Below are 26,180 nucleotides of genomic sequence, written 5' to 3'. Positions count from 1 at the left end.
ATTTTTGAAATGGTGTAAAAAATAGAGTTAACACGTTAAAAGATTTAGACCTTTTTGTACAAAGGGATTAGAACAACTTGACGAAAATTCATCTCATTACCTGTGAGTAGGGGGTGCTTAACTTTATTTTGTGAAGGGGTAATACTTTTTTATTAAACAATAATGATAATTACTATCAAATCACTTAAGGTTTGATATTATCAGCCTGCATGTTCATTCAATCTGGTGAAGATGAGCAAAGACTCAGTATAAATAAGGTTAGTGAGATGACGAAAAGTAATTCACTGCTAAATAACAAGGTTTATAGCAAAGGGAGTAAAGGCCAACTGATGCGAAATTTGACTGTTTCAATAATATTAGCGCTCGGGCTGGCAGGTTCGGCATTGGCTGATACAGCACCAGCATCTGCAACAGAGACCAATAACACGGCGAAAACCGTACAGATTTCAGGGTCTATTCCGGCATCCCCCCCGGCGGTGACGGATGCAACTGCACCACTTGCAAATCAGATTGCGTTGCAAACGGCATCTGCGACGGAGGGCGCCCAAGTGACGCCGGTTGCAACGGATGAGGTTGCACCTAAAGCTCCTGCTGATGAAGCCAGCCTTTCTAGTGGCTTTGCTACTGATCTGTCTATTTGGGGGATGTATCAGAACGCTGATGTTGTGGTTAAGACCGTGATGATTGGCTTGGTGATTGCTTCTGTTATTACTTGGGCTCTGTTCTTCTCAAAAGGTACTGAACTGATAGCTGCCGGCCGTCGTTTACGTAAAGAGCAATTCGCTTTAACGGACGTGAATAGCCTTGATCAGGCTACGGAAATTGCCGAAGGTTTCAGCAAACACAGTATTGGCCGCTTGTTGCTGAGTGAAGTACAGGCAGAACGTCAATTATCTTCTGAGAGTACTGATTTGAATAGCACGAAAGAGCGTGCCGCTTTCCGTCTGGAACGTTCCGTTGCGGCTATCAGCCGTCATATGGGGCGTGGTAATGGCTATCTGGCAACCATTGGGGCGATTTCTCCTTTCGTTGGTTTATTTGGTACGGTGTGGGGAATCATGAATAGCTTTATCGGTATTGCCCACTCACAGACAACTAACCTCGCGGTTGTGGCGCCGGGTATTGCGGAGGCCTTGTTAGCGACAGCACTTGGTTTGGTCGCAGCGATCCCTGCCGTTGTGATATATAACATCTTCGCCCGTATGATCGTTGCTTACCGTGGTCAGGTTGGTGACATGGCGGCACAGTCAATATTACTGCTTGGCCGTGATCTGGATTTAGCAAATAGCAAGACAAGGTGATTTATGGCAATACGTCTTAATGAAGATCTGGATGATAGTGGCGAATTGCATGAAATCAACGTCACACCATTTATTGACGTGATGTTGGTGTTATTGATTATCTTCATGGTAGCAGCACCACTGGCAACCGTTGATATTAAAGTGGATTTACCCGCTTCATCGGCAAAACCGCAGCCGCGTCCAGAAAAACCGGTATTCTTGACGGTTAAAGCTGATCGCCAGCTTTATGTCGGAGATCAACAGGTCGATTATGATACTTTGGCGGCGGTATTGGATCAGACGACCCAATCCAATAAAGAGACAACCATTTTCTTTCAAGCTGATAAAACCGTGGATTATGAAACACTGATGAGCGTGATGGATTCTTTGCGTAAATCGGGCTATCTGAAAGTAGGTTTGGTAGGGATGGAAACAGTTTCATCAGGTTAGCGACCGCTTCAATAAATCACCGCGCTGGAAAGCGCGGTTGAGATTAGAAAGCATTAGTGGAAATAAAGTGGTAAATGAGATTTTCGGTGAGAACAGACAAACCTCATCATGAGGATCAGATTGCTAATAACTTAATTCAGTCACTAAGGGTGGCAGCTTTACTTGCTCTTAATTAGACAGAAAGCTAATGCTTAAACTGACTCCACAAGCAGCAGCATAGCGCTCAAGTGTTAAAATACTGGCCTTTCCAGCATTTCTTTCCAGTTTGCTTACGGCGGGTTGAGTGATTCCCATCCGTTCGGCAACCTGGGTGCTATTTAATCCTGCCTGATTACGCATATTAAGAAGAAGCTCCTTCAACTCTTCTTCTTTTTTCTCAGCCATATAAAGGGTATGAACTTCTGGATCAGCAAGCAGTTCAGCTTTAACGTCGGAATATGGGACACCTTTAATGCTCATCATTCAACTCCTCAAGCCTTCTTAAGGCTATGGCTATTTCGGTGGGTGGTGTTTTTAGTGTTTTCTTTATAAATGTACGTAAGATATAAATTTTCTTTCCTTTGGCGAAAGCAAAAAAAGTTCGCGTAATATCTTTCTTGCCAGCTCGCAATTCAAATAATCCCTCACGAATAATATCAGTATTGGGATAACGTAATGCATTGCCTTTTGCTTCTAGCTTATCAAGTGCCGTTAATACTTTTGCTTTCATTGGTTTATCAAGCGCCCGAATTTCATCTAAAGCATCAGGGTGAAATATCAACTCAAACATTCAGCCTCCTTTAACAGAGGAGGTTATATCGCATCTTGAGGCATAACTCAAGAGTTATGCATAACTTATGGGTTATGATTGAATGTATGATTTTCACTGACGTAACTTCTATCTGCTGTTTGAACTAAACAGAACCCTCAGAACGGCTAATAATGCGCATCCTCCGCCGCTGAAAGCGACGCCATACCAAGAAAAATGCCAGGCTGCGACAGCTCCCAAAGAGGAACCTATTGCGCCGCCGGTGAAATAGCAGGTCATAAATACGGTATTAAGCCGACTACGGGCATCAGGTAATAATGTGTATAACCGTGTTTGATTTGCCACTAAACCCGCTCTGCTACCAAGATCCAATAGAATAATACTGGCGAATAAAAATAGAATACTGTGGCTCGTGCCGCTAATTAGACACAAGGCTAATGTCACTAATAAAGCACCTGTGGCAACAATAGCTCTCCCACCAAAGCGATCTGTCAATGAACCTATTATTGGTCAAGCTAACATTCCCACAATTCCCGTCAAACCAAAGAGGCCTGTAATATCGCTTCCCCATCCGTAAGGTGGTTGAGAAAGCAATAAGGCCAGAGAACCCCACAGCGTATTAAAAGCGGCAAACAGTAAAAAACCGGATAATGCTGCTTCACGCAAAAGGGATTGTTGCTTTATTAATTTACCGAGTGAAATAAGAAGTTGGCTGTAAGTTATCGTGTGTGGTATTTCTATTTGTGGCAATATAAACCAGACCAGAAAAAGCAGGCATATATCAATTAAAGCTGCCAATATAAACATTTCACGCCAGCCGACATGTTCTCCGACTGCACCACTCAGTGCCCTGGCAAGCAGTGCTCCGGCAAAAAGGCCACTCATCAGGCTTCCTACCGCTCGGCCGCGCTTTTCTGGTATTACCCAGCCGGATACGGCAGGAATGATGATCTGTGCTGAAATAGAAGTTAGCCCCACAATCAGGCTACTTGCCAGAAGATATGTAAAATTTGGTGCTGTGGCACATAAGATAAGGCTGATTATATTGCCGATTAAGAGGCAGAAAATCAGTTTGCGACGGCTTAGTGCATCTCCAAGTGGTCCAAAAAAGAGAAGCCCCATTGCGTAGCCGATCTGCGTTAGTGTCGCGATCCAGCCAGATATTGAACCATTAACGTTAAAACTTGTCCCAATTACTGGCAATAATGGTTGGTTATAATAAATGTTCGCTACAGCAAAACCACAAGCAGCAGATAATAAGATAAGAGAAACGGAAGAAATAAGATTTGGTTTAATTGCTGTATTTGACATGGGAACTCTCAGCATTTGGCCGGAATTATGATGAAATGATTTTGACACTATCCGCAGATTGCGGGAATGAAGAGAGCGAGCGAAGTTGTTTTGCGTAGAATGCAAAGATGATAGCGTTATTATGATGTTGTGTATTATTTGTAATATATACCCGTTATCTTTCAAGCTGCCTCTTTGTTGGCTGCACTCACTCACCCCGGTCACATAGTTATCTATGCTCCCGGGGATTCGCTCCCTTGCCGTCGCGATGCATCTTGAAATCTATAGGGTAAGGCGTTTGAATATTCGAAGGTAAAAATTGCGATGAAAGATTTATTACGTACCGATATGCTAGCAACATTCATTCATGTTGCCCGCTCACAAAGTTTTTCTGCCGTTGCTCGTTTGCAAGGTATGGCGGCATCTTCTATCACTCGTCAAGTAGATAACCTCGAACAGATGCTAGAGACAAAACTATTCTTTCGTTCTACCCGTGGTTTATCGTTGACTGATGCCGGGGAGATTTTATTTTCAAAGGCGCAAGGTATTATCAATGATCTTGTTGATGTTCAGGCTGAATTAGCGGCATTGAATGGTGAGCCGCAAGGGGTATTACGTATAGCTTGCTTACCAACCTTTGGGCGTCAACATATTATTCCGATGCTAGCAGAGCTATTTACTCAATATCCTAAAATTCAGGTTGAACTTGATCAAACCGAACGTTTAACTGATCCTGTCAGAGATCGTCTTGATGCCGTTATTCGTATTGGTGAATTAAAAGATAGCACGCTTTATTCAAAGTGCATCTCTACACAAACTTGGATTATTTGTGCCAGCCCAGGCTATATTCAAAGGCATGGAACACCGACGTCATTTACCGAATTAAATAATCACTATTTGCTTGATAAACATCATGACCCCGCTGGCATTTGCTGGTCACGTTATCGGGATTCTATTAACTTCAACGATGAGAAAAGGATTCTTCGCAGCGATGACTTTGAAACATTGAGAATGGCCGCGGTGAGTGGATTTGGAATAGCGCTTCTGCCTAATTGGGTGGTATCCACAGATATTCGTTCTGAAAAACTGGTGCCTTTATTTAATGATCCAGATGGACGTAAAGAAGATATTTATTTACTGCGGGCACTTGCTCACCCGCCAGTAAAATTAACAGTATTTATGTCATTATTGCAAAAGAGGCTTGCCGAGATTATTTAAGCGAATTATCCTGATATATATTAATGATCTTATGTGATATTATTTAATATAATTCACTCACTATACGATTTTATTGGGTGTTTTTTTACTATCGTTATTAATATCAATTTATTATTGAAATATATGTTCTTTGGTGCTGATTTTATTAAATAAATCACAGGTTAGATTATTGGCATAAATAATTATATCTATGTGATTGTTGATTGCTGTAATAAATTAAAATTAATAGGTGGTAATTTTAAGATATAGTTAAAGGTGATATTTAACTATTCTCTAAGTATCCGGTTCATTTATTGTTGTTGAGTTGTCAGAGAAATATATTTATTCTTCTATATTATTTTACACTTATAACAATATCATTCTTAATGAATATAGAGGTTTATTATGACTAAAATTTTTTCATTCAATAAAAATCATCGAGATTTATCGGCAGGGCATCACTCATTGCTTAAAGAAGTTAATGGTGTCAATGGTGTTCCTAAATCTTTGATGCCGGGTTTTCCTGATTTAGATGATCAATTTAATCAGATGGGAATTACGAATATCAGGCTTCATGATGGTTTTGGTATTGGCGATATGGATAATTATTTCCAGGTGGATAGAGTTAATGATCGAAATCAAATAATTGTTAATGTCCCAGAAGAAAATAAACCCGCGGCTAAAAAACTGCTCACTGATATTGCAAATATCAGAAGCATCTTTCCCAATGCGGCGGCTGGAATGAGAAGTAATGATATTAGTCTGGCATTAAAAGAGGCTAATTATAAAATGACTGATGCTTATCTGTTAGATATTATGAATAATCAAGCTGATTTGAATCCAGATAATATTCAGCGACAAATCATGTTTCGTATTGGACGTACCGGTGATGGTGGTTATGAAATACCGCAGGATTTTGATATTTATGCAATATTAGTCGCCACGTTGGTAAATCGCTATGCTTTAAACTATGCCAGAATTGGTTTACCAAGTAAAATAACTTACTGGCAAGTTTGGAATGAGCCTGATTTATTTTTCTTCTGGAATAATGATGATCCTAAAAAATATTATGAATTATATGCCAAGATTGCAAGAATAATTAAAGCTATTGATCCTTCGGTTAAAGTAGGTAGTGCGGGTATTGCATTTATTGATAGAGGACAAGAAGATTATCTTGATGAGTTTTTACAATATTGTAGAGATAATAATGTACCGTTAGATTTCTTTTCCTGGCATGGATACGTTGAAACTGGAGATCCACAAAACATTATTGATTTGGGGAATGTGGTTCAAAAAAGTTTGCATACTTATGGTTTTACCAATACAGAAAGTTTTTGTACTGAATGGAATTCTAGCCCAATTGGAACAAAAAATACATATACAAAAGTTCAGGGAATTAAAAATGCGGCATATATTGTTTCTACGTTGATTTATATGCAATATATAAAAGCTGACAGAGCTTATTATTATCGCGGAGATGGCTTATCTTTTGGTTTGTTTAATAACCAATCTAATCCTAAAAACCCATGTGCTAAAAATTTTTGCACTTATTCAGCTCAATCCTTTTACCTGTTTGCCAGAATGTTTGAAACACCTTATATCTTAAGTGGTCATAGGGATTTCTCAACAGGTTTAACCGTTTTGGCAACTGAGAATGCTGAAGGCAATAAAATTAATATCCTTGCCGCAAATTATAAAGTTGATAAGAGTCTTGCCGATGGTAATGCAGCCCCTGATTATTTATATCAACAATACTATTTGGATACCAGCCGAACACTGAATCAATTAACGGATACTTGGAGTAAGAATAAATGGTTTGGCGGTGTTGATCCGACAACCGTTCACGTTGATAACGCGGTAGTACAACATGAGCCTGTTAAGCCATTTCCAGATAATAATATGTTGAGAGCTAAAAATCGTGATTATGCTGATAGCGACCAAGGTGTTACCGTAGTAATTAATCATATAGGTTATAAAAAATTTAAAGTCAAAGCATTCCGTATTCAAGAAGGTGGATCTCTGGCAAAAATGACACCACCGGAAGTGACTAATCAGATTAATGTGTCTATAGCTAATAATAAATTAACGCTAGTGGATAAGGGAGCGAAGCCTGCAACGGTAACATTATATTCATTAGAGCTGGATGATAATTGATTTTATATGCAATAGAGATATTATTGTAAATTATCTCCCCTGTTCAATTAATCAATGAAAAATAAAATTATTTTAATCTGATAGGCTCTGAAAAGAGCCATTTTGATAGCAATTAATTGAATTATATGGTTTTTTATATTTCATGGTGGCTTGTTAAGGTTGGAAATATGTTTTTAATATGTGTCAATGATCTTTTGTACGATGTTTTTAAATATAATCTACGCTCTGTATGGTTTTATTGTGTGTTTTTTTCTCTTTTTATGATTCTATGAGTAAATAGGCCGTCGAGTCAATTTTATTATCTTAAATAATTGTGTTAATGTAATTGTTTATTTAATTCAATAAATTCAAAGTAATAGCTGGTAATTTTAAGGTGTAGTTAAAAGTAATATTTAACTATTGTCTGGGTCTTCCATTCATTTATTGTTATTGAGTTTTCAGATAAATTTATTTATTCTTTGATATTGTTTTTGGTTTATAGGAGTACAATTTCTTAATTAATATAGAGGGTATTATGACTAAAATTTTTTCATTTAATAAAAATCATCGAGATTTATCAGCGGGGTATAACTCACATCTTAAAGCGGTTAATGGTGTCAATGGTCTTCCTAAATCGATAGCGCCAGGTTTCCCTGATTTAGATAATGAATTTAATCAGATGGGAGTTACACATGTCCGGCTCCATGACGGCTTTGGTATTGGGGATATAGATAATTATTTCCAGGTGGATAGGAAAAACAACCAAGATCAAATGATTATCAATGTGCCGGAGGAAAAGAAACCGGCGGCTAAAAAGCTTGTTGCTGATATTGCAAATGTCAGAAGTATTTTTCCCAATGCGGCTATTGGGATGAGAAATCATGATGTGAATCTTGCATTAAAAGATGCCAATTATGAAATGACCGATGCTTATTTGCGTGATGTTTTGAATAATAAAGTAGATGTGAATCCAGATAATATTCAGCGACAACTTTTTTTTCGTATTGGGCGTTCACTTGATGGCGGTTATGAAATGCCAGAGGATTTTGATGTTTATGCAGCATTAGTTAAAGCCTTGGTGAATCGTTATGGTGTAAACTATGCCAACATTGGGCTGCCGAGAAAAATAAGTTATTGGGAGATTTGGAACGAGCCTGATTTGCTGTTTTTCTGGAATAGTGATGATCCACAAAAGTATTATCAATTATATGAAAAAGTAGTGAGATTAATTAAGGTGGTTGATCCTGATGCTAAAGTCGGTGGTGCAGGTATTTCGTTTAGTAATCATGCAGGAGGACATTATATTGATGGATTTTTCCGATATTGTCGTGATAATAATGTACCGTTAGATTTCTTTTCCTGGCATGGATACGTTGATACTGGGGACCCGCAAAACATTATTGATATGGGTAATACGATTCAGAAAAGTTTGCATACTTATGGCTTTACTAAAACTGAGAGTATTTGTACTGAGTGGAACTCTACTCCTTTTGGATCGAGAAATACATTTACAAAAGTGCAGAGTCCTAAAAATGCAGCCTATATCGCCTCCTCATTGATTTATATGCAATATACCAAAGTTGACCTGGCTCATTATTATCGGGGTGATGGTTTACCTTTTGGTTTATTTAATGATCAACCTAATTCTAAAAACCCAAGTGTTAGAAATTTCTGTACCTATTCAGCCCAATCTTTTGGTCTTTTTGCTAAAATGTTGAAAACACCTTATATATTAAGTGGTCAAAAGGATTTTTCAACTGGCTTGACGGTTTTGGCTGCCGAAAATAAATCGGGTAATAAAATTAACATCCTCGCGGCAAATTATAAAGTGGATAAGGGTTTTTCTGATGGTAATGTAGCACCAGTTCCTGCGGATTTATATCGACAATACTATTTGGATACCAGCCGAACATTAGATCAATTAACGGATACCGGTAGTAAGAATAAATGGTTTGGCGGTGTTGATCCGATAACCATTCAATCTAATAATGCGGTAGTGCAGAAAGAGCCAGTACAACAACTTCCTGAAGATTCTCTTTTGAGGCCTAAAACTCGTGATTATACTTATAGTGATCACGGCGTTACAGTGGTGATTGATCATATAGGTTGCAAGAAATTTAAAGTTAAAGCATATCGTATTCAAGAAGGCGGATCGCTGGAAAAAATGACGCCGCCAGAGGTGACTAACCAGATTAATGTGTCTATAGCTAATAATAAATTAACGTTGGTAGATAAAGGCGCGAAACCTTCAACGGTAACGCTGTATTTATTGGAGCTAATTCATCATTAATTTTATATGCAGAGAAAATATTAGAATAAATTGTTTTCTTTTTACGTTAATTATTGGAGAATCATAACCACCCGCACAGCGGGTGGTTTGCTCTAGCCCTATAAGGGCATGTTACCGACTGCGCCTAAATGACGCTGCTTTCTCTTCGTTCAAGCTAAGTGTCTTTGCTGCTTTGGCTTACCCCTTGAAGGGGTCGTTATACTCTCGTGTACTTAGTTTATCCTGAAGTAAATCTGACTTTTCTTGCTCTCTGATATATTTACGGATTGTCGCTTCATTCAACCCCACTGTGCTGACGTAGTAACCTTCCGACCAAAACTTCCGGTTGCCAAATTTGTATTTTAAATTGGCATGTTTGTCAAATATCATCAACGCGCTTTTACCTTTTAAGTATCCCATAAAACTTGAGACACTGATTTTCGGGGGAATACTCACGAGCATATGTACATGATCTGGCATTAGATGTCCTTCGATTATTTCAACGCCTTTATACTTACAAAGGTCTCGTAAGATCCCACCTATACTTGAACGTATACTGGCAAAAATGACTTTTCGTCTATATTTTGGCGAAAAGACGATATGGTACTTGCACAGCCACTTTGTATGGGCTGAGCTTTGTGCTTTAATTCCCATAAACACCTTTCCTTACTGAAGTTACGTATATTAGCTTGAACATCTATATCGTAACGGAAAGGTGTTTTTCTTGGTATAACCCTTGGCCTCCACCCGCATAGCGGGGGGTTTTATGTTTAAGAAGCTTACGCTACTTAAACTGGCTAAAGCCATAATAAAGTTATTCAGGCTCTTATAAGAGTCTGAATAACTAATTGAAATAAGTTTTTTTTCGGAATAAATAGATTTTTATTATTAATAAATTAATAGTAATTATCTTTCTATATAATGGGATTGTCTTTGAAAATAATATTTTTTTAATGATGTTTATTTGGTTGTAAGGTGATAAATGTTTTTATATGAATCATTATTTTATTGAATTAAACTATACCCAATGGATTTCAAGATGCATCGCGACGGCAAGGGAGTGCAGCCAACAAAGAGGCAGCTTGAAAGATGACGGGTATAAATAGATTCGTTCTGTGTGCAGTGTGTCAAAGAATTATAGTGCCGTTAAAATAGGGGCATCATTGAAAGGTAGGGATTGGTGACTCTTTACTGTTTATGGTGATTTTTTAAATTTGTCCCTTTTGCTGTCAAACGATAGCGTTGTGATGGGCTGCTAGGTTTTTCTGGATGGCTCATTTCAATTAATCCTGCTGCCAGTGCGGGTTGCAAATAGCGCAGACGGAATGAGCTACGATCTTTTAATCCAAGTGCTGATTGCAGTTGCCCACGGTTCATTTCCCCTTTCAATACCATAATTAGTTGTTTAACTTGTTGGGTAGCCTGATGGGTAGCCTGATGGGTAGCCTGATGGGTGGATGTCAGAATTGCATCACGGATCATGTGCAGCATAAATTCAATAAATGGCGCACAATCAGCAAGTTGGCTACTTAGATTAATTGTTTGATAGTAATGAGCTTGATGTTCATAAACCAGGCTTTCAACGGGAATAAATTCAAATAAAGGGTTCCAATGGTTTAGGATTAATGTCTGCCATAACCTGCCCATTCTGCCGTTTCCATCGGCAAACGGATGAATGAATTCAAATTCGTAATGGAAAATGCAACTGGCAATAAGTGGATGAATATCAGTAGAGCCTAACCAGTGAAAAAGATCACCCATCAGCTTTGGAATCCGGTTTGCCTGTGGAGCCATGTGAATGACTTTTTCTCCATCCATCACCCCGACGCCGCTGTGTCGATAACTACCGGCATTATCTAGTAATCCCTTCATCAGAACATAATGGGCTTCTAGTAAGTTTTGCTCTGATGTGAAATGCCAATGGTTGAGCTTTTCATAAGCCAAAATAGCGTTACGCGCTTCTTGTATTTCACTGATAGGTGCAATAACTCGCTTTCCTTCAATAATGGCTGTGATTTGGCTTGCATCAAGTAAGTTACCTTCAATTGCCAGTGAACCGTGAATTGTGCGTATCCGATTGATACGTCTCAACCGCAAAGCTTTTATTTGTTCCTGTTCAGTGCTTAACCGGCCGATATTCTCACTGATTTCAGCAACTAATTGGATCATTTTAGCTGTAATTGAGAAAGGCGGTTGATAGCCTTTTTTAGCTGAATTCATTGAATACCTTAATTGGATTAATGGGCGTTATTATTGGTTCTGAAATAGGTTGATATTATCGCCAGTATATACCCGTTATCTTTCAAGTTGCCTCTTTGTTGGCTGCACTCGCTCACCCCAGTCACATAGTTTGCTATGCTCCCGGGGATTCACTCCCTTGCCGTCGCGATGCATCTTGAAATCCATAGGGTATAGACTGGCGTTTATTGTATGAATCGTGTGATTATTTTTCCGCTTCGCCGCCTAGTGCTTCAATGGTGCTTTTAATCAGCGCACTCAATTCGCCGGTCATTAGAATAAAGTCAGCATCAAACCGTTGGGCAAAATCTTCCCGATCAATGTCATCATTTTGTTCACGCAGAGTATCACTGAATTTTATGCGCTTGAAAGCGCCATCATCTGACAACATAAATTGAATACGCTCTTCCCAATCGAGCGCCAATTTGGTGACACATTTGCCTGCTTCTATATGGGTGGCGATTTCGTCAGAAACCAAATCTTGTTTTTTACAACGGATCACGCCACCCTCTTCCAGAATAGCTTTTAATTCAGCTTCATCCATTAAAGCAAAACCTGTCGGTAAATCACCGGAACGTACCCATTCTGTCAGGGTTAATTCTATCGGGTTTGTAAATGTCAGAGGAACAACAGGTAAAGAACCCAGACTTTTTCTCAATAATGCCAAATTATCTTCGGCTCGTTTAGCACTGGCTGCGTCAACAATGATCAGATTATTGGCGATATCGATCCAAATATAAGTTTGGCTGAATCGGCTAAATGCCCGTGGTAGCAAGGTATGTAATATTTCATCTTTCAGAGAGTCTTTCTCTGTTTTTTTAAGTTTGCGATGCTGTTCTCCTTCCAATTTTTCAATTTTTGCTTGCAGCGTTTGTTTGATAACCGGTGAAGGCAACATCTTTTCTTCTTTACGGGCGCAAATCAGAATGTGGTTATTCGCGACATGGGTAAAGGCGTCACTGTGTGAACCTATTGGTGGCACCCAACCTGTTTTCGCCATATCTTGACTGCCACATGGGGTGAATGCTAACGGACTCAATTGTTTTTCCAGTTCATCCGCAGAAAGTGAAATTTCCCGGTTTAAACGGTAAATCATTAAATTTTTGAACCACAACATAAAATTACCCCATATTTTTGCTCAATGAATCGGTGAGCATGACCAACATAAGGTAGCATGATAGCGAATCACAGGGATAAGCCCTAGTATCTTGTGTCAATTATCCTGATTGATGACTTTATTATATACCCTATGGATTTCAAGATGCATCGCGACGGCAAGGGAGTGAATCCCCGGGAGCATAGGTAACGATGTGACCGGGGTGAGCGAGTGCAGCCAACAAAGAAGCAACTTGAAAGATAACGGGTATATTTAAACGCGGAGACACGCCGTGCTTACTTATGAAAGTACGGCGCTGTCAGGTCATCCGTTGAAGTGAGGACTTACCGGAGTAGCTTAAATTCCCGCTTGAACACAGTGGTGCTTTTCACTCTTTGGCGTGGGGAGGGTATCAAAGGGTTCAATTAAATAATGGTATATATCACGTTGTGGCAACGTACTGCCGCTAATCCTATTACCTTCATACCAAAGGCATGAAGCCGCCGGCCCTTGACCACCATAGGGAAGATAACCGTGTTCTTCCAGATGTAAGTCAGTATTACTCAGAATACTATCTGGCAAGTGAAGGCGTTCGCTGAGTTGATGATGGATATAGTCACTGGTACCAAACAAAGATATATACATAGCATTAGCAGAATACAAAGGATCAGAAAAATAATGGATTAAATCTTGATCCTGATAATATCTTTGTAAGAAGAACACAGGGGCAAAAAATTCTTTATAATTGCCACCTAATGATAATTCTTTCTCGAAAACCGTGGGTTTTATCATGCCATTGATGGGATTAACTTCTCCTCCATAGGTGCAATAGGGTCTATTTACTTTAAATACTGAAGCAATTTTTATACTGTGATCAATATCGCTATTGGGACCGACAATATTTTTATAGTCACTATAAGGGCCAACTCTATCTTCAATATTCTTCAAATCAGAGATTAATCGTTGCTTGAATAAATCGTATATATCATTGTGTACTAATATGGCGTTTGGACCAGCACAATCCTGCCCTTGATTGTAAAGAACAACTCGTTTTGCACTTTCAACAGCCAGATTAATGTCTGCATCTTTTGAGATAATAAGTGGGTTATGACCGGCGCCATTAAGAATAAATAAGGTGTTTTTTCTGAAATGTTTACGGACTTTGAGCGCATTCTCTGGTGTTCCCGTAAAGATTACTGCATCAGTTATTTTTACGCGTTGACTTAAAAATAACTCTTTATCTTCATAAGAAATAGATAATGTTGGAGAAAATTTGGATAAATTAATAACCTGCTCAAATTTTTTGTAATGTGTATGCATTGCTGTCGGGGGGCGTATGCACACGTTTTCTGCCATAAGTGAAGGGATAAAACCAAAACATACAGAAGCGTAAATGGGTTGGTTAAGCGGGAGGAATGATGTCACACCATAAATTTTCTTTTTGAAATATTCTCTGTTGTTCTCAATATTATTCAAGACATCTATTGAACGGAGAATTTCATCTTCGGTGACGTTTTTACATTGATAGCCAGAGAGCGCTTCAACTAATGCCTCACTATTCCTCTGTAAAGCGGAGGAAAGTTCGTCACATTTTTTTCTGATTTCGGTGAAATTAATTTTGCTGTATAACTTAGTCATATGGATTTGATTCTCCTCGATTTTATTGTTTATGAATATCTCTTTTTGAGAACTATTAATTTCGTGGTTAACGATATTTTCCTCATTTTTTGGGTATGAGTTTTTATATGGGGTGTTAAAATGGGTTAAAATATGTTGCATCTCATTTAAATCTAACCATGTTTTAATGCGTGGGCCTTTAGTATCGCCAAATAACCCTCGGTAGAGCAGAGGCCATATTTGGGATGATTTATCATCTGAAAAATGGTCTTCATATGTACTGATTATATGCTGGAAAAGTTGATCTTTAGTGGATATTTCTCCTGAACTTATTGAGTTGGCAATGGCTGAGAAATACTTTTCTTCTTTAATGTTTTGTAACCCTTGATTTTCATTTTTACATGTCCTGATATAATAATTATAACTTATTTCCAATTCCTGATCTGAAATGGACTCTCCCGGTTTTTTATAGCGATTCAGAAAATTTTCAGCCGCGAGTTTATTTGCTGGTTTTGACGCGTGTAATATTCTTGCTATCTTCGAAAAAGATAGTCTTTTTCCATCTTTTTGCGAAATATTAACTTGATCATTGAGATGTGGTGCCAGTGCGACATAAAATTTAGACGATCTCTGTGGCTCTTTTGAGAGGTAAGTGCGAATTGCGTCTCGTGTAAGCAGATGGCGAATATCATCTAAAGAGAAACTATTTCCTTTCGATTTCGATATTTTTTTACCTGAATCATCAAGGAAAAGCCCATATTTGTAAAAACGTGGAATTGGCCTGTCTAATGCTCCCGCGATCTGGCGAGCAACATCGGCAGAAGCCAGCAAATCTTCACCATGCATTTCAAAATGAATGTTTCTGGCAAGGAGGCGCATACCCCAGTCTGCTTTCCACTGAAGTTTAGATTTACCGTTTAGTACCGAAATAGTTTGCTCTTGATCCAATATTTCATTTTTATAGAACTCCCGAATTTCTACGCCATATTCATAACCGGGTTTATTAATGACTTCATCGCCAGGTATGTAATAGGTTATTTCTCCTGATGCAGGGTTCACGTCGGTTACTATAATATGTTCCAGTACGGTGCCAGTTCTTTCAGAAATGGGCATGATCATGCTGTAGGTTCTTTGTCTTAAAGATCCGGTAGATTCCTTGCATATTTGGTTTAGCACCAAAAAATTTTGTAGGAATAGTTTGATTTCGTCATTGTAATCGCCATTTTGATAGGCTAAAGAGTTTCTGACTAGCTGACACTCTATTTCGTATTCTGTGGCGAGCTTCATGAGTTGATATTCCGCCATTTCAGAGAATGACGGGAAATTTCCGAAAGGGTCCGGCACCTTGCTTATCGGTTGGCCTAGATAAGGCGTTAATTGTTCAGCATTTGGAATATTCAAAGGCACTTTTCTGAAAGGGTCCAAATCATCTGAAATGAGATAAAAATTAACTGTTCTGCCTGCTTTCTCCAATTCGGTTTTGATGAGATTGGCTCGGAGGATTTCACAAAGGGTTCCTATGTGTGGAAGCCCTGTTGGTCCAAAACCCGCTTCGATATTGATTGATTCCTCGTATGGTATAGCCTGATTAATTTCGAGGGCTTCCTTGACATACCATTTCATTTGCAGTTACCTCCATCATAATGTTTTGATTATTTTAGGGTTAATGGTGATGAATAAAGACAGTAGAGGTGTTATTAACTTGTCAGGAAATCCTCAGTAATCCTGATGAGAAAAAATGCTTTAAAAATGTTATATTATTTTATGTTTTTTGTTTTGACGTCAGCGATTAACCTTAAAATCTCTTTAAAATTAATGAATAGTTAACGCGAGTTCTAACCAATTAACTATTACTATAATCAATTATTGCTATAAACTTATTCTAAATTCTTTCGGCTCTAAGTGAGTGCTGAAATGATAAGGTTCAATAATATTCTTTCTAATGTTAAATAAAATTAATGTAATTATTGTTTCTGGTCAAGAGGGGAACATAAATTTTTTTATTTTCTCTTCATTGCTGAATTGAGTGAGATAGTGGGGGCGATGGGTGAATGTGTCATGCTGATCAGAAAAGTCGTTTATAGTCATTCTAATGGTGTCAAAGTTATTGATAAATTATAATTTTAAAAATATTCATTTGGTTATTTTTCTTTTAAATCAGTATGATAGTTAATTTTTATATTTTTTTAAATTAGTTTTTTATTTTATTTGAAAAATAAATGTTTTTTTACTTTTTATAATATGTTCAATATATTTATATATTTTACAAAAAATAATTTTAATTAATTTTAGAGATCGGTTTTATATAAAATTAATAATATTGTTTTTTATGTATTTTAATGTTTTCTTATTTTATAATTAAAATTAATTTATATTTAAATTAATTATTAAAGTTTAATGTTTAAATTGTTTTTTTTATAAATAATGTAGTTAATAAAATTAAAAAGATAAAGTTACCTGATGATGTGATTATTATCACAAATAATTTTAATTATTTGTTTGTTTAACGATGTAATTGTGCATTTTATCACGAAAATGATTTTTATGTTTATTTATTATATGGTTACAGTAGATTGTTTGGTTGAAGGTTATATCAAAAAATTGAAATTTTAATAGAATCACTCATTTTTAATTAAAAGCGTTCATCATTATAACCTAAATTAACGATTATTTTGTAATTAAAAACCATAAAAGTTTATATAAGGAAACCATAATATGGATGATAATTGATTGCTTGAAAATATTTACAATTTGTTAACAAGTTTGTTTTATACGGTAATATTATGAGCGGTATTTATTAGCCTGAATATTTTACCGGCTCAATGGAATAGAGAGATTTTTGTCCAGAAATAAAGCTAATAATTAAATACAACGCATTGTAGATATTTTATTCTTACTTAACTTAAATTAAACCGTGTTAAAGGTGGCTAGAGGGCAGATTTTACTGTGTTAGTGTCATAGGAGGAGTGAGATCTTGGCAAAGTGGTATGTCTGTGAGTGACTCTTTTGCGTGATAAAAATGCAGATACCCTAACTATAAAAAAACAGATTTATCTTGTTGGTTGAGATAAACGTTTTGCAATTTCTCAGTACAATAGCCTGAGTTTGTTCGTTGAAACGGCATATGATGATGCGCACAGCGACAATCCAGCTTATGAAAATAAAAAACAGATGATTGTGGAAATCGACGCTCATCTGTACTTGTAAGTTGACAGTTAAAGGAGAGCTGATTTTGAGTCCTCCTAAACTACCTAAAAAAGAGGTGTGAAATGGTTAACAATGTGTTGAAAGTCTCCACATTAACCTTATTGGTCGCATGTAATGTCCATGCTGAAACAGTTGATTTGCGGGTAATGGAAACATCTGATGTTCACAGTAACCTGATTGATTTTGATTACTTTAAGGATAAACCTACAGAACAATTTGGTTTGATACGCACAGCGAGTTTAATTAAAGCAGCCAAAGCAGAAGCCTCTAACTCCATTCTGGTCGATAACGGTGATTTGATTCAAGGTAGCCCACTGGCTGATTACGTGGCCGCAAAAGGCCTTAAAAAAGGGGAATCTCATCCAGCACATCAGTTAATGAATACAATGGGTTATACCGTGGGTAACTTTGGTAACCACGAGTTTAACTTTGGTTTGGATTATCTGAAAAAAGCCATTGCCGGTGCGAAGTTCCCTTATATCAATGCCAACATCATGGATGCGAAAACCGGTAAGAACTATTTCACCCCCTATATTATTGTTGATACGCCGGTAAAAGACCGGGAGGGTAAGAATCATACCATCAAGATTGGCTATATCGGTTTTGTACCGCCACAAATTGTTATCTGGGATAAGGTCAATCTGGATGAGAAAGTTGTCGTTAATGATATCACTGAAACCGCGAAAAAATTTGTTCCTCAAATGAAAAAAGCGGGGGCAGATTTGATTATTGCTATTCCTCACTCCGGCTTTTCCAAGGAGCCTTATAAGGCAATGGCTGAGAACTCGGTTTATTACTTGAGTGAAGTTAAAGGTATTGATGCGATTATGTTTGGTCACTCACACGGTGTGTTTCCAAGTAAAGAATTTGCAGACATTAAAGGCGTTGATGTTGCTAAAGGTACGGTTAATGGTATTCCGGCTGTTATGCCCGGCCAATGGGGTGATCATTTAGGTGTTGTTGATATGGTTATCGACAACGGGGGTGGGGCATGGAAAGTGACGGAAGCAAAAGCGGAAGCGCGCCCGATTTATGACAAAGTGAATAAAAAGGCACTGGTTGAGTGTGATAGTGAGTTGGCAAAAATTATCGGGCAAGCTCATCAGGGGACGCGGGGTTTTGTCGGTAAATTGATTGGCAAAGCGTCTGCCAATATGTATAGCTATTTGGCTTTGATTCAAAGCGACCCGACAGTGCAGATTGTGAATGATGCACAAGCCGATTACACGCGGCGTTTTATTCAAGGTGATCCCGATTTAGCAGATATTCCTGTTCTGGCCGCTGCGGCCCCATTCAAAGTTGGCGGGCGTAAAAATGCACCTTCAGAGTTTATTGAAGTTGAAAAAGGTGATTTAACCTTTCGTAACGCAGCAGATTTGTATCTCTATTCCAATACACTGGCTGTTGTGAAGGTCACGGGTGCTGATGTGATTGAATGGTTGGAGTGTTCGGCCGGCATGTATAACCAGATTGATCCAAATTCAACTCAGCCTCAGTATCTGTTGAATTGGAGCGGTTTCCGTACTTATAACTTCGACATGATAAGTGGCGTGAATTATAAGATTGATCTGACTCAGCCCGCTAAATACGACGTTGATTGCCAGATCATCAATCAAGGAGCAAATCGTATCAAAGAGCTGACTTACCAAGGTAAACCGATCGATCCTCACGCTAAATTTCTCATTGCTACCAATAACTACCGCGCCTATGGTGGTAAATTTGCCGGCACAGGCGAAGATCACATTGCATTCGCTTCACCGGATGAGAACCGCGCTATTTTGGCTGCTTACATTGCCAAAATGTCTAAACAGAAAGGGATAGTAGCGACTAAAGCAGAGAATAACTGGTCGATTATGCCAATCAAAACTGACAAGAAATTGGATATCCGTTTCGAAACGTCTCCAAGTGAGAAAGCGGCGAAATTCATCAAAGCATTTTCTCAATATCCCGTGAAATATTTGGAAAATGATGAGATCGGTTTTGCTGTGTATCAAATTGATCTGACTGAAAAAAATAATTTTAATAGTCGCCTGCCTTAATTTTGGCAGGTTTTTGTTTGTTTACCATCAACAGGGAAATAATTTCCCATAAAGGAATTAAGATGCGTTTTTTTAATTTATTATCAGCAATATTCGTTTTACTGATTGTGGGTTGTGTGAAGCAACCAGAAGTGACTGACTCGTTGGAGTCTCTATCAACATTGGAAGAGGGGGCGTCTTGTATCTTACCTGCTACTCCGCCGAAAGATTATGATTATGTTGCTAAAGGTGACCGTTATGGTCAGAACGCAATCGCATCGACAGATTATTTCAAACTGTCTATTAGTTATTCTCCAGCATTTTGTAAGAGCAAAGCAAAGAATATTGAGCGCCTGAAAAATAGTAATAAATTTGCTGAAGCGCAGCGTGAATATGAAAAGTTTGAATTGCAATGTTTCTCCGAAAACAAATTTAGTTGGGTAATTCACGGCTTGTGGGCGCAAACCTGTGATAGTAAATCAATGGCACAGTGCCGTGATTGGTCTGATGTCAGAAAACATCCACGTCTTTGCAAAGGGGATTTGCCACCACTGGATTATCAGGTGATTAAACCTTATCTATGCGCTTCTCCAGGGGCAGATTTGTTACAAGGTGAGTGGGAAAAACATGGTGTTTGTGCGTTTACAACGCCAGATCAATTTTTCAGTAAACAGCAAGAACTGTTTGATGGATTGGTATTGCCTAATGATCGTCCATCTAATAAACAGTTAATTAAGTTCCTCCAGAAAAATAACCCATCATTGAAGGGAAAAGCCATTCAGATCAATCGTGATGAATTTTACGTTTGTTACAGCAAAAATTTCGACGTGATTGATTGTCCAAAGCGTGAGTTGTGATGGTTCTCCTTTCTATAAAGGAAAATCACAGTGATGTGCCTGACCTGCGGTAACGTGGGTCAGGTTTGCCTTCTCTTAATCGTCGATATATCCCTTTCAGGGGATATTTTGTATTTATCTGTTATAGGGGTAATTATGAAGATCACATCACCAGAGATACTCGCACTCGCAATGAGGGAGACCCGCAAAAAAAGCAAATTGACTCAGCGAGAAACGACTGATCGGGTCGGTATTAAACAGAGCACTGTATCGGGGTTCGAGAAGTATCTATTTATCGAGTTCCGCGACCAATTCACGCAACACCGGTTCACGCTGCCAGATTTGACACACCAAGGCATATTCCTTTGCATCCAGGTGAGAGAAAGCGTCAACAACATTGTTCATAGATAACAAAATCCTTACAGTGAATTGATTAATGGATAGCAGGCTGCATGAGCAGTGCATAACGATTGAGTAATTGATTGAAACGGGTGTTAATTTGCTGACACAGTGCCGGGGAGACCGTGCCGCTTTTTTGTTGTTCGGCCAGTTGGCGCAATAATTCTTCCAATGGCGGTGTGCTCGCCAACGGTTGCTGAATGCCAAATACCATCGATTTCAATTCAGACCCCGTGAGATAACGACCGCGTCTTTCATCCAGCTCATCAAGGCGGGCCGCTAATCGTTGCAGACGCGATTGAGCCAGGTGGTAATTTTCCAGTTCAGAGACAGGTAACGCTGTGGCTTCACGTTGCTGTTGCCACTGTTTCTCCATCTCTTGCACCGTTTGGCTGGCCGGCCATAATGTTTGCAGTTGGTGTAATAGCTGCGTCCCATACGTTAATCGCCACAACACAGGCAAGGTATCCAAACTTGCCAGTTGCGACCGACTGGCCGCCAGCGTTTTCTCCTGCAACTGATTCAGCAGCACGGCGTTGTCCGGGTGGCGCAACTCAGCAAGTTGCGCTGGGAGTAAGGTCCGCGGCAAAGGCTGCGTGGTCACTTGCAATGCCTGCGCCAGCGGCGGCGCTTGTCGCATCCCTTTCACCCACCAAACACCGGCCACTGCCAGCGCGCACAACGCGACACCCGCGACAAAACCGTGCCAGACTTTCCCGAGGGACACAGGTAAAGCCCGGACCCCATTGCCCTGAGGGGGGACACCAGAAACCGTTTCACGCACGACATATATCAGTTGCGGCCGGAGGGGGGCTGTGGGCGTCAAAATAGCATTCCCCCTTGGTTGTACGGAGGAGACCGAGATAACAGGCATCATCCCCGTTTCCGGTTTCAGCCGCTCTAAGCGTTGAGCGCTGTTGTGAAGCCACACGCGGAGGCTGTCGAGTTGACTTACATATTTCAGTTCCATACGTTGAAGCACTTCACACAGATGTTCAAGAACCTTTTCCACCGGGTAAATCAGCGGCAGGTCAATATAGGAGAAAACCGAGGTACGTAACAGCTGTTGTAACCGTGCGACCAGCCAGGCCAATATCTCAACCCGTACACGTGTAGATTGCGGCCAGAATTGCGACCATTGATGAGCCACTAACCCCTCAATCAGGGCCAACCCTTCATGAATACCCGCAAATCCGGCCCGTTGTGCCCGGGCCAATGTGTACCAGGCGGCACTTTGCAGTTCTACACCGTTAACCTGAAACAGTGTCAAACAAAGCTGTTCAACTTTAGCCCAGTCAATGTCGGGCCGTGCCGGATGGCTCAGTTTGCTCATTTCGTCTTTCAGCGCGCGGAATTCAGGCTGCATACGGGGATCATCCCCGGTATAGACAATATTTTCAGTCATCACTTTATTTTCACCCAGATTTGTTGCTGAAATCAGCATGATTAACGCAGCGGGACAACATCAACGCATTCAACAGTCCGGGCGGCACTCCGGCCCGTTCCGATAACAGAAAGCGGCGGCAGGCAAGGTAGCCCCACCGCAGATTAATCCATCCGCCCTGGTTGGCGCAGATGGCGGACCAACACTTTCCCTTCCGGGACAAATTCCGTGCTAAAACGCACCCGCCCCACCTCTTTCAGTTCGGCGTTGATGTCATAACGCAAATGCGTCGGTTCAATCTCCGGCAATAACGTCACACTGACCTGCTTCAGGCGGGGCTCATAAGTCAGCAGCGTGTGTTCAATCGTCGCGATCAAGCGTTGTGACGATTCAGGCAACCCTTGCAGGATAGTGCTGAGATCAGGCAGGCCATAATCCGGCAGATGGCTCAGCGAACCCGCCCGGCCATTGAGGATACACTGCATATTATCCAGTACCGACAAAATCACCTGATTTTCCTCACTGATCTGATGCAAATCCAACCCGCCGCGAACGTTGCCGAACAGGCATTCATACAGGGAAGGCTTGTTGGTTTTCTTTTTCATCAACTTACTCCTTTTCAGGCAACAGAGTCAGGCTGCCGCCATTCAACTCAATGGTACGCGGCTTATCCGGTGACAGCGCCTGGCGTCTGATGATTAGGCGCCAGGTCGCCCCGGCTAAATCGGGATTTCTGAACAGACCCACCACCGCGACATATTTCGCCTGCGCCGCCATCGGCATATTGAGTGAAGCATGACTACCCGGTTTGACCACCACCTCCCGGCTCGCCAGACAATCGGCAGCGAGTATACGGTCGCCGTTCTCCAGCAAATCCGCATAATCCGCTTTTTCCAGCGCCTGGTTGTCCCGCAACTGATAAACCCGGACCAGCGCAGGGACGGACAGGGCAACACTTTCCCCGCTATCCGTGTTGACCGCTGCCCGGGGCGTAAAATCCAGCCGCACTGTTTTCACTTGTCGATGAAAAAGGGACTGTGTGGCGGATACCGTGCCATCGGCTACCGTCTGCGTCAGCCCGCAGCCGGTCAGCAGTAAGGTGATTGCCGCTATCATCGGCACCGTTTTATAAAAAGCGGTAGTGAACATGGTGTCCTCCTGTGTTTTGATGGTTGTCCGGCGATATTCCCTGATAATCTCCCAGACTCACCGTTATCTTGTCCGGGATTGCTGCCTGATTTTTTTCAGCCTGCAACCCCAGCACCCCGGTCAGCCCCAGCTGAACAGGCTTATCGCTGCCCAGCACCGGCACCGGTAATATTCGGGTTTGAAGGGTCAATTGCAGCCGGGCCCGGTACCGCCAACCCAGATAAACGCGTAGCAACGTCAACAAATCGGTGTGTAACTGCCCGCCCGGCAGCCAGCCTCGCGCTTCCTCCGGGCAATCCGTGTGCAACGCCAGCAATAACTGGCTGTTGATATCCGTGCCGACTCTGCCCAGCACGGTACGTTGCGACAGGGAAATCGGCTGCGAGTCTGAAAAACCGGCCGGTTGCCGCAGATGAATCTGCCGTGGGCAGGCGGGTGTCACTACGACACGGGTCTGCGGCGCCAGCAACATCACCAGCGCCGCTACCCCTTCCGCCGTCCGAGTCGGCAGGCGCATCACACTGAGCAACGCCAGAAAACGGGACACCGGCGTGGCAATCTGCTGCTGACTGCCCGGGATGCCTAAGCCAATGAGTCCCAGTAAACACTGCGATGTTGGGTCACTTCCCCCAGAGGCAAACGTCGCCGGGTAGGAATATTTACGCCAGATACGGTAATATTGGGTCAGTATCCGGTGGTTAAACATATCCAGAAAGGCTTCCACCGCTTCATGCCCTTCCCGGTGCTGCGCGATATCGTTCAGGTAAGCGGTCGGCAACGGGGAATCCACGCCGTACAGCCCCATAAACGTGGTTCTGACTGTCGGGGGGCGATCCGGGTATTCGCAGTCAGTTTCCATCGCTTTCAGTGCACTGGCCGGGAACCCCATCCCCGGATGGGGCCGGAAACGTATCACATCATCGGCGGGATTATCCGTACTGCCCAGGGGGTGCCGATCCGGGACCGTGCGCTCAACGGCCTGACAGAACTGATAGAAATTGAGCGTCGAAATATCGTCCTTTAGTCCGGACATTAACCGGGAATACACTGACTGTGCTTCTCTTGCCATGACAAGCGTTCTCCTGTGGGTTGTAAGACCAGCGTCAGCCGGTTGAACAGATGGATATCGGTGTACAAGGCAAAAAAGCGACTGAGCATTTCACCGAACAGACAGATATCCCCGGTCCCGGTAAAGCCGTTGCTGTCCAGCGTGACTTCAATATGCACGCCCCGTTGCAGGCACCCCTGCTCAAACCGCTCGATAAGCGCATGTTTCACCGCCACAATGGCCGTCAGACGGCGATAGTTCATCTCGTCATCGGTCCAGTCATACAGGGCCAGCGTGCCGCGCAACACTTCCGGGTTATCCATCAAACTGAGGAAATTGGAGCCGAGATGACTGAGCACCCGCCAGTGAAAGCGATCCCGGTTTGGCGGATAACACGGCAATGTCGGTTCACACAGATTACGCACGGTCAGTTCCGCCAACGGGGGAGACACCACCGTATCCAGCAGCGTCTCCTGCAATGCCCGACGAGGCAGTTGCCCATTAGTACCGGTTATCGTGAGTGACAGATTTTCTGCTTCACGCGATCCTTCATTATTATCAATCTCCTCCCCGCCCAGAATAAGCCAGGTGTCGTACAAACCCGACGGCCCCTGTTTTACCCGGGTATGGTAGTAACGCGCCGGTGCGTCATGGCGCAGCATACCGCCTTTGTGGCGAAAACTACTGAAGGGCACATACGACTGGTGATCACTGCGTTTCGAGGAGACTACCGCATCCACCGAATAAATCTCGGTATGCCCGTCTTGAAGGCGCATCGGGCGCAGCAAATACTCTGTTTTCAACGGTGACAGCGGCAACGGATCGGATTCCAGCGGGAACAGGTTAATCACCGGCACACAGTGCAAACGGATATGCGCCGCAGAAAACGGCCACTCCTGAGGCCAGCTTTCACCCAACACCGCATCCAGTTCAAACCACGGCGTCCTGTCGGGTATAGTCAGCTGTTCCAGCCCGCACAACGCGACAAACATGAATTTCTCACGGAAGGTAAAATACTCCAGCAGCAGCTGATAGCCACTGAACGCACTGTCCCCTTTCGGCCACAGCCTTTCCTCATCGCCAAATCCCAACGGGGAGAATCCCCCGTCAAACGGCTGGCGGTCGGGCTGACCGGGCAGACGCAGATACAGCTGTTGCGTCTGAAGCGTCAATGCCCGATGTAACGCACAGGCCAGCGGGCTGTCCGCACTCAGGTACAGCGGCAAACGACTCAAATCAACCTGGCGCCAGTCCACCTGAGTGCCACAATCAAAACGCAGGCGAATGACAGCCCGGCCATCCGGTTCAGATTTAAGCGAAGCGTCAGTCAGCGCCAGCGGCAGCAACTGAACCGCCTGAGTGGTGGTATAGCGGCACCGGGTCTGTTGCGGGCCGATCGGCTGCGAAAGTACCTCAAAGCCTTTTTTCACCTGCACCGGATTTTTCAGCTGTTTCAACTGTGCCCAATCCGCGCCCAGTTCCACAATGGACAGGGAAGGGATGGTGCGCAGGTAATGCGGCCACAGCAAACTGACCAGCCCTTCCGTCAACTCCGGTAAGTCATCATCCAGCTTCTCGCGCAGGCGGCCCATCAGAAAGGCAAAGCCTTCAAACAAACGCTCCACATAGGGGTCACGGGTGCCGACTCTGTCCAGATTGAGCAGAGCCGCCCGGTCAGGATAGGCTTTGGCAAACTCGTTGCCCGCTTCACGCAGGTAGCGCATTTCTGCCTCGTAATAGCGCAGGATTAAATCATCCATCGGATTGTCCTCAAATAAACAGTTCAGAATAAATACATTGGGGAGGTTAAAACGGGTCGAA

Annotated in this window: 20 protein-coding genes; 7 read left to right on the top strand and 13 right to left on the bottom strand. The window is 41.8% G+C overall.

Annotation, left to right across the window (positions count from 1 at the left end):
• The first annotated feature begins 266 nt into the window (after positions 1-266).
• Both exbB and exbD read left to right on the top strand, forming a co-directional pair.
• A complete protein-coding gene (gene exbB, locus LG003_RS05930; protein ID WP_387691947.1) occupies positions 267-1,301 on the top strand; it encodes a tonB-system energizer ExbB in 1,035 nt (344 codons plus the stop codon).
• A gap of 3 nt (positions 1,302-1,304) precedes the next feature.
• On the top strand, positions 1,305-1,730 hold the full coding sequence (exbD, locus tag LG003_RS05925; protein ID WP_262980371.1) for a TonB system transport protein ExbD: 426 nt from the start codon (positions 1,305-1,307) through the stop codon (positions 1,728-1,730).
• A gap of 168 nt (positions 1,731-1,898) precedes the next feature.
• Here exbD and LG003_RS05920 read toward each other — a convergent pair whose 3' ends face one another.
• The 4 genes from LG003_RS05920 to LG003_RS05905 all read right to left on the bottom strand — a co-directional run bounded on the left by LG003_RS05920 (position 1,899) and on the right by LG003_RS05905 (position 3,789).
• Complete coding sequence (locus LG003_RS05920; protein WP_262980378.1) at positions 1,899-2,189, bottom strand: helix-turn-helix domain-containing protein; 291 nt, start codon at positions 2,187-2,189, stop codon at positions 1,899-1,901.
• Positions 2,179-2,499 carry a type II toxin-antitoxin system RelE/ParE family toxin gene (locus LG003_RS05915; RefSeq protein WP_112878292.1) on the bottom strand — a complete coding sequence of 107 codons (321 nt, stop codon included), beginning with the start codon at positions 2,497-2,499 and terminating at the stop codon, positions 2,179-2,181. Before LG003_RS05915 ends, LG003_RS05920 begins: the two co-directional genes overlap by 11 nt.
• Positions 2,500-2,607: 108 nt before the next feature.
• Entirely contained in the window at positions 2,608-2,982 is a 375-nt protein-coding gene (locus LG003_RS05910; RefSeq protein ID WP_304465966.1) for an MFS transporter, read from the bottom strand.
• 6 nt (positions 2,983-2,988) lie between these two features.
• The gene (locus tag LG003_RS05905) at positions 2,989-3,789 is read right to left on the bottom strand and encodes an MFS transporter (RefSeq protein WP_205068659.1); all 801 of its coding nucleotides are present in this window, start codon (positions 3,787-3,789) and stop codon (positions 2,989-2,991) included.
• A 303-nt stretch (positions 3,790-4,092) separates the two neighbouring features.
• On the opposite strand from LG003_RS05905, the gene LG003_RS05900 reads away from it, so the two are divergent.
• The 3 genes from LG003_RS05900 (at position 4,093) to LG003_RS05890 (ending at position 9,388) form a co-directional block, all read left to right on the top strand.
• Positions 4,093-4,986 carry a LysR family transcriptional regulator gene (locus LG003_RS05900; protein WP_262980370.1) on the top strand — a complete coding sequence of 298 codons (894 nt, stop codon included), beginning with the start codon at positions 4,093-4,095 and terminating at the stop codon, positions 4,984-4,986.
• Positions 4,987-5,370: 384 nt separating this feature from the next.
• A complete protein-coding gene (locus tag LG003_RS05895) occupies positions 5,371-7,119 on the top strand; it encodes a GH39 family glycosyl hydrolase (RefSeq protein ID WP_262980369.1) in 1,749 nt (582 codons plus the stop codon).
• A 514-nt stretch (positions 7,120-7,633) separates the two neighbouring features.
• Entirely contained in the window at positions 7,634-9,388 is a 1,755-nt protein-coding gene (locus LG003_RS05890; RefSeq protein ID WP_262980368.1) for a GH39 family glycosyl hydrolase, read from the top strand.
• Positions 9,389-9,565: 177 nt separating this feature from the next.
• On the opposite strand, the gene tnpA is transcribed toward LG003_RS05890, so the two are convergent.
• The 4 genes from tnpA to LG003_RS05870 all read right to left on the bottom strand — a co-directional run bounded on the left by tnpA (position 9,566) and on the right by LG003_RS05870 (position 15,941).
• On the bottom strand, positions 9,566-10,021 hold the full coding sequence (gene tnpA, locus LG003_RS05885) for an IS200/IS605 family transposase (RefSeq protein WP_262980367.1): 456 nt from the start codon (positions 10,019-10,021) through the stop codon (positions 9,566-9,568).
• Positions 10,022-10,555: 534 nt separating this feature from the next.
• Positions 10,556-11,587: a Fic family protein gene (locus tag LG003_RS05880; RefSeq protein WP_112878288.1), complete on the bottom strand. Its 1,032-nt coding sequence runs from the start codon at positions 11,585-11,587 to the stop codon at positions 10,556-10,558.
• 223 nt (positions 11,588-11,810) lie between these two features.
• Entirely contained in the window at positions 11,811-12,722 is a 912-nt protein-coding gene (gene rdgC, locus LG003_RS05875) for a recombination-associated protein RdgC (protein ID WP_112878287.1), read from the bottom strand.
• A gap of 336 nt (positions 12,723-13,058) precedes the next feature.
• Positions 13,059-15,941: an aldehyde dehydrogenase family protein gene (locus LG003_RS05870; RefSeq protein WP_112878286.1), complete on the bottom strand. Its 2,883-nt coding sequence runs from the start codon at positions 15,939-15,941 to the stop codon at positions 13,059-13,061.
• Between the two features lie 1,646 nt (positions 15,942-17,587).
• Here LG003_RS05870 and LG003_RS05865 point away from each other — a divergent pair.
• Together LG003_RS05865 and LG003_RS05860 are read left to right on the top strand one after the other, a co-directional pair.
• Entirely contained in the window at positions 17,588-19,564 is a 1,977-nt protein-coding gene (locus LG003_RS05865) for a bifunctional 2',3'-cyclic-nucleotide 2'-phosphodiesterase/3'-nucleotidase (RefSeq protein ID WP_112878285.1), read from the top strand.
• Positions 19,565-19,626: 62 nt separating this feature from the next.
• Entirely contained in the window at positions 19,627-20,400 is a 774-nt protein-coding gene (locus tag LG003_RS05860) for a ribonuclease T2 family protein (protein WP_112878284.1), read from the top strand.
• 412 nt (positions 20,401-20,812) lie between these two features.
• Here the strand turns inward: LG003_RS05860 and LG003_RS05855 are convergent, their stop codons facing one another.
• The 5 genes from LG003_RS05855 to tssF form a co-directional block, all read right to left on the bottom strand.
• Positions 20,813-22,222, bottom strand: a complete 1,410-nt coding sequence (locus LG003_RS05855; protein ID WP_262980366.1) for a VasL domain-containing protein — start codon at positions 22,220-22,222, stop codon at positions 20,813-20,815.
• Between the two features lie 104 nt (positions 22,223-22,326).
• A complete protein-coding gene (tssE, locus tag LG003_RS05850; RefSeq protein WP_112878283.1) occupies positions 22,327-22,767 on the bottom strand; it encodes a type VI secretion system baseplate subunit TssE in 441 nt (146 codons plus the stop codon).
• Between the two features lie 4 nt (positions 22,768-22,771).
• A complete protein-coding gene (gene tssJ, locus LG003_RS05845) occupies positions 22,772-23,311 on the bottom strand; it encodes a type VI secretion system lipoprotein TssJ (protein WP_112878282.1) in 540 nt (179 codons plus the stop codon).
• The gene (gene tssG / locus LG003_RS05840) at positions 23,289-24,380 is read right to left on the bottom strand and encodes a type VI secretion system baseplate subunit TssG (protein WP_262980365.1); all 1,092 of its coding nucleotides are present in this window, start codon (positions 24,378-24,380) and stop codon (positions 23,289-23,291) included. The genes tssJ and tssG overlap by 23 nt, the downstream gene beginning before the upstream one ends.
• Entirely contained in the window at positions 24,344-26,119 is a 1,776-nt protein-coding gene (gene tssF, locus LG003_RS05835) for a type VI secretion system baseplate subunit TssF (RefSeq protein ID WP_262980364.1), read from the bottom strand. Before tssF ends, tssG begins: the two co-directional genes overlap by 37 nt.
• Between the last annotated feature and the right edge of the window lie 61 nt (positions 26,120-26,180).

This window comes from Photorhabdus kleinii (genome assembly GCF_025384885.1).
In the GTDB taxonomy this organism is placed as follows: Bacteria; Pseudomonadota; Gammaproteobacteria; order Enterobacterales; family Enterobacteriaceae; genus Photorhabdus; species Photorhabdus kayaii.
Note: the sequence above shows the minus strand (reverse complement) of the source record. Positions and strands in the feature narration are given on the sequence as shown.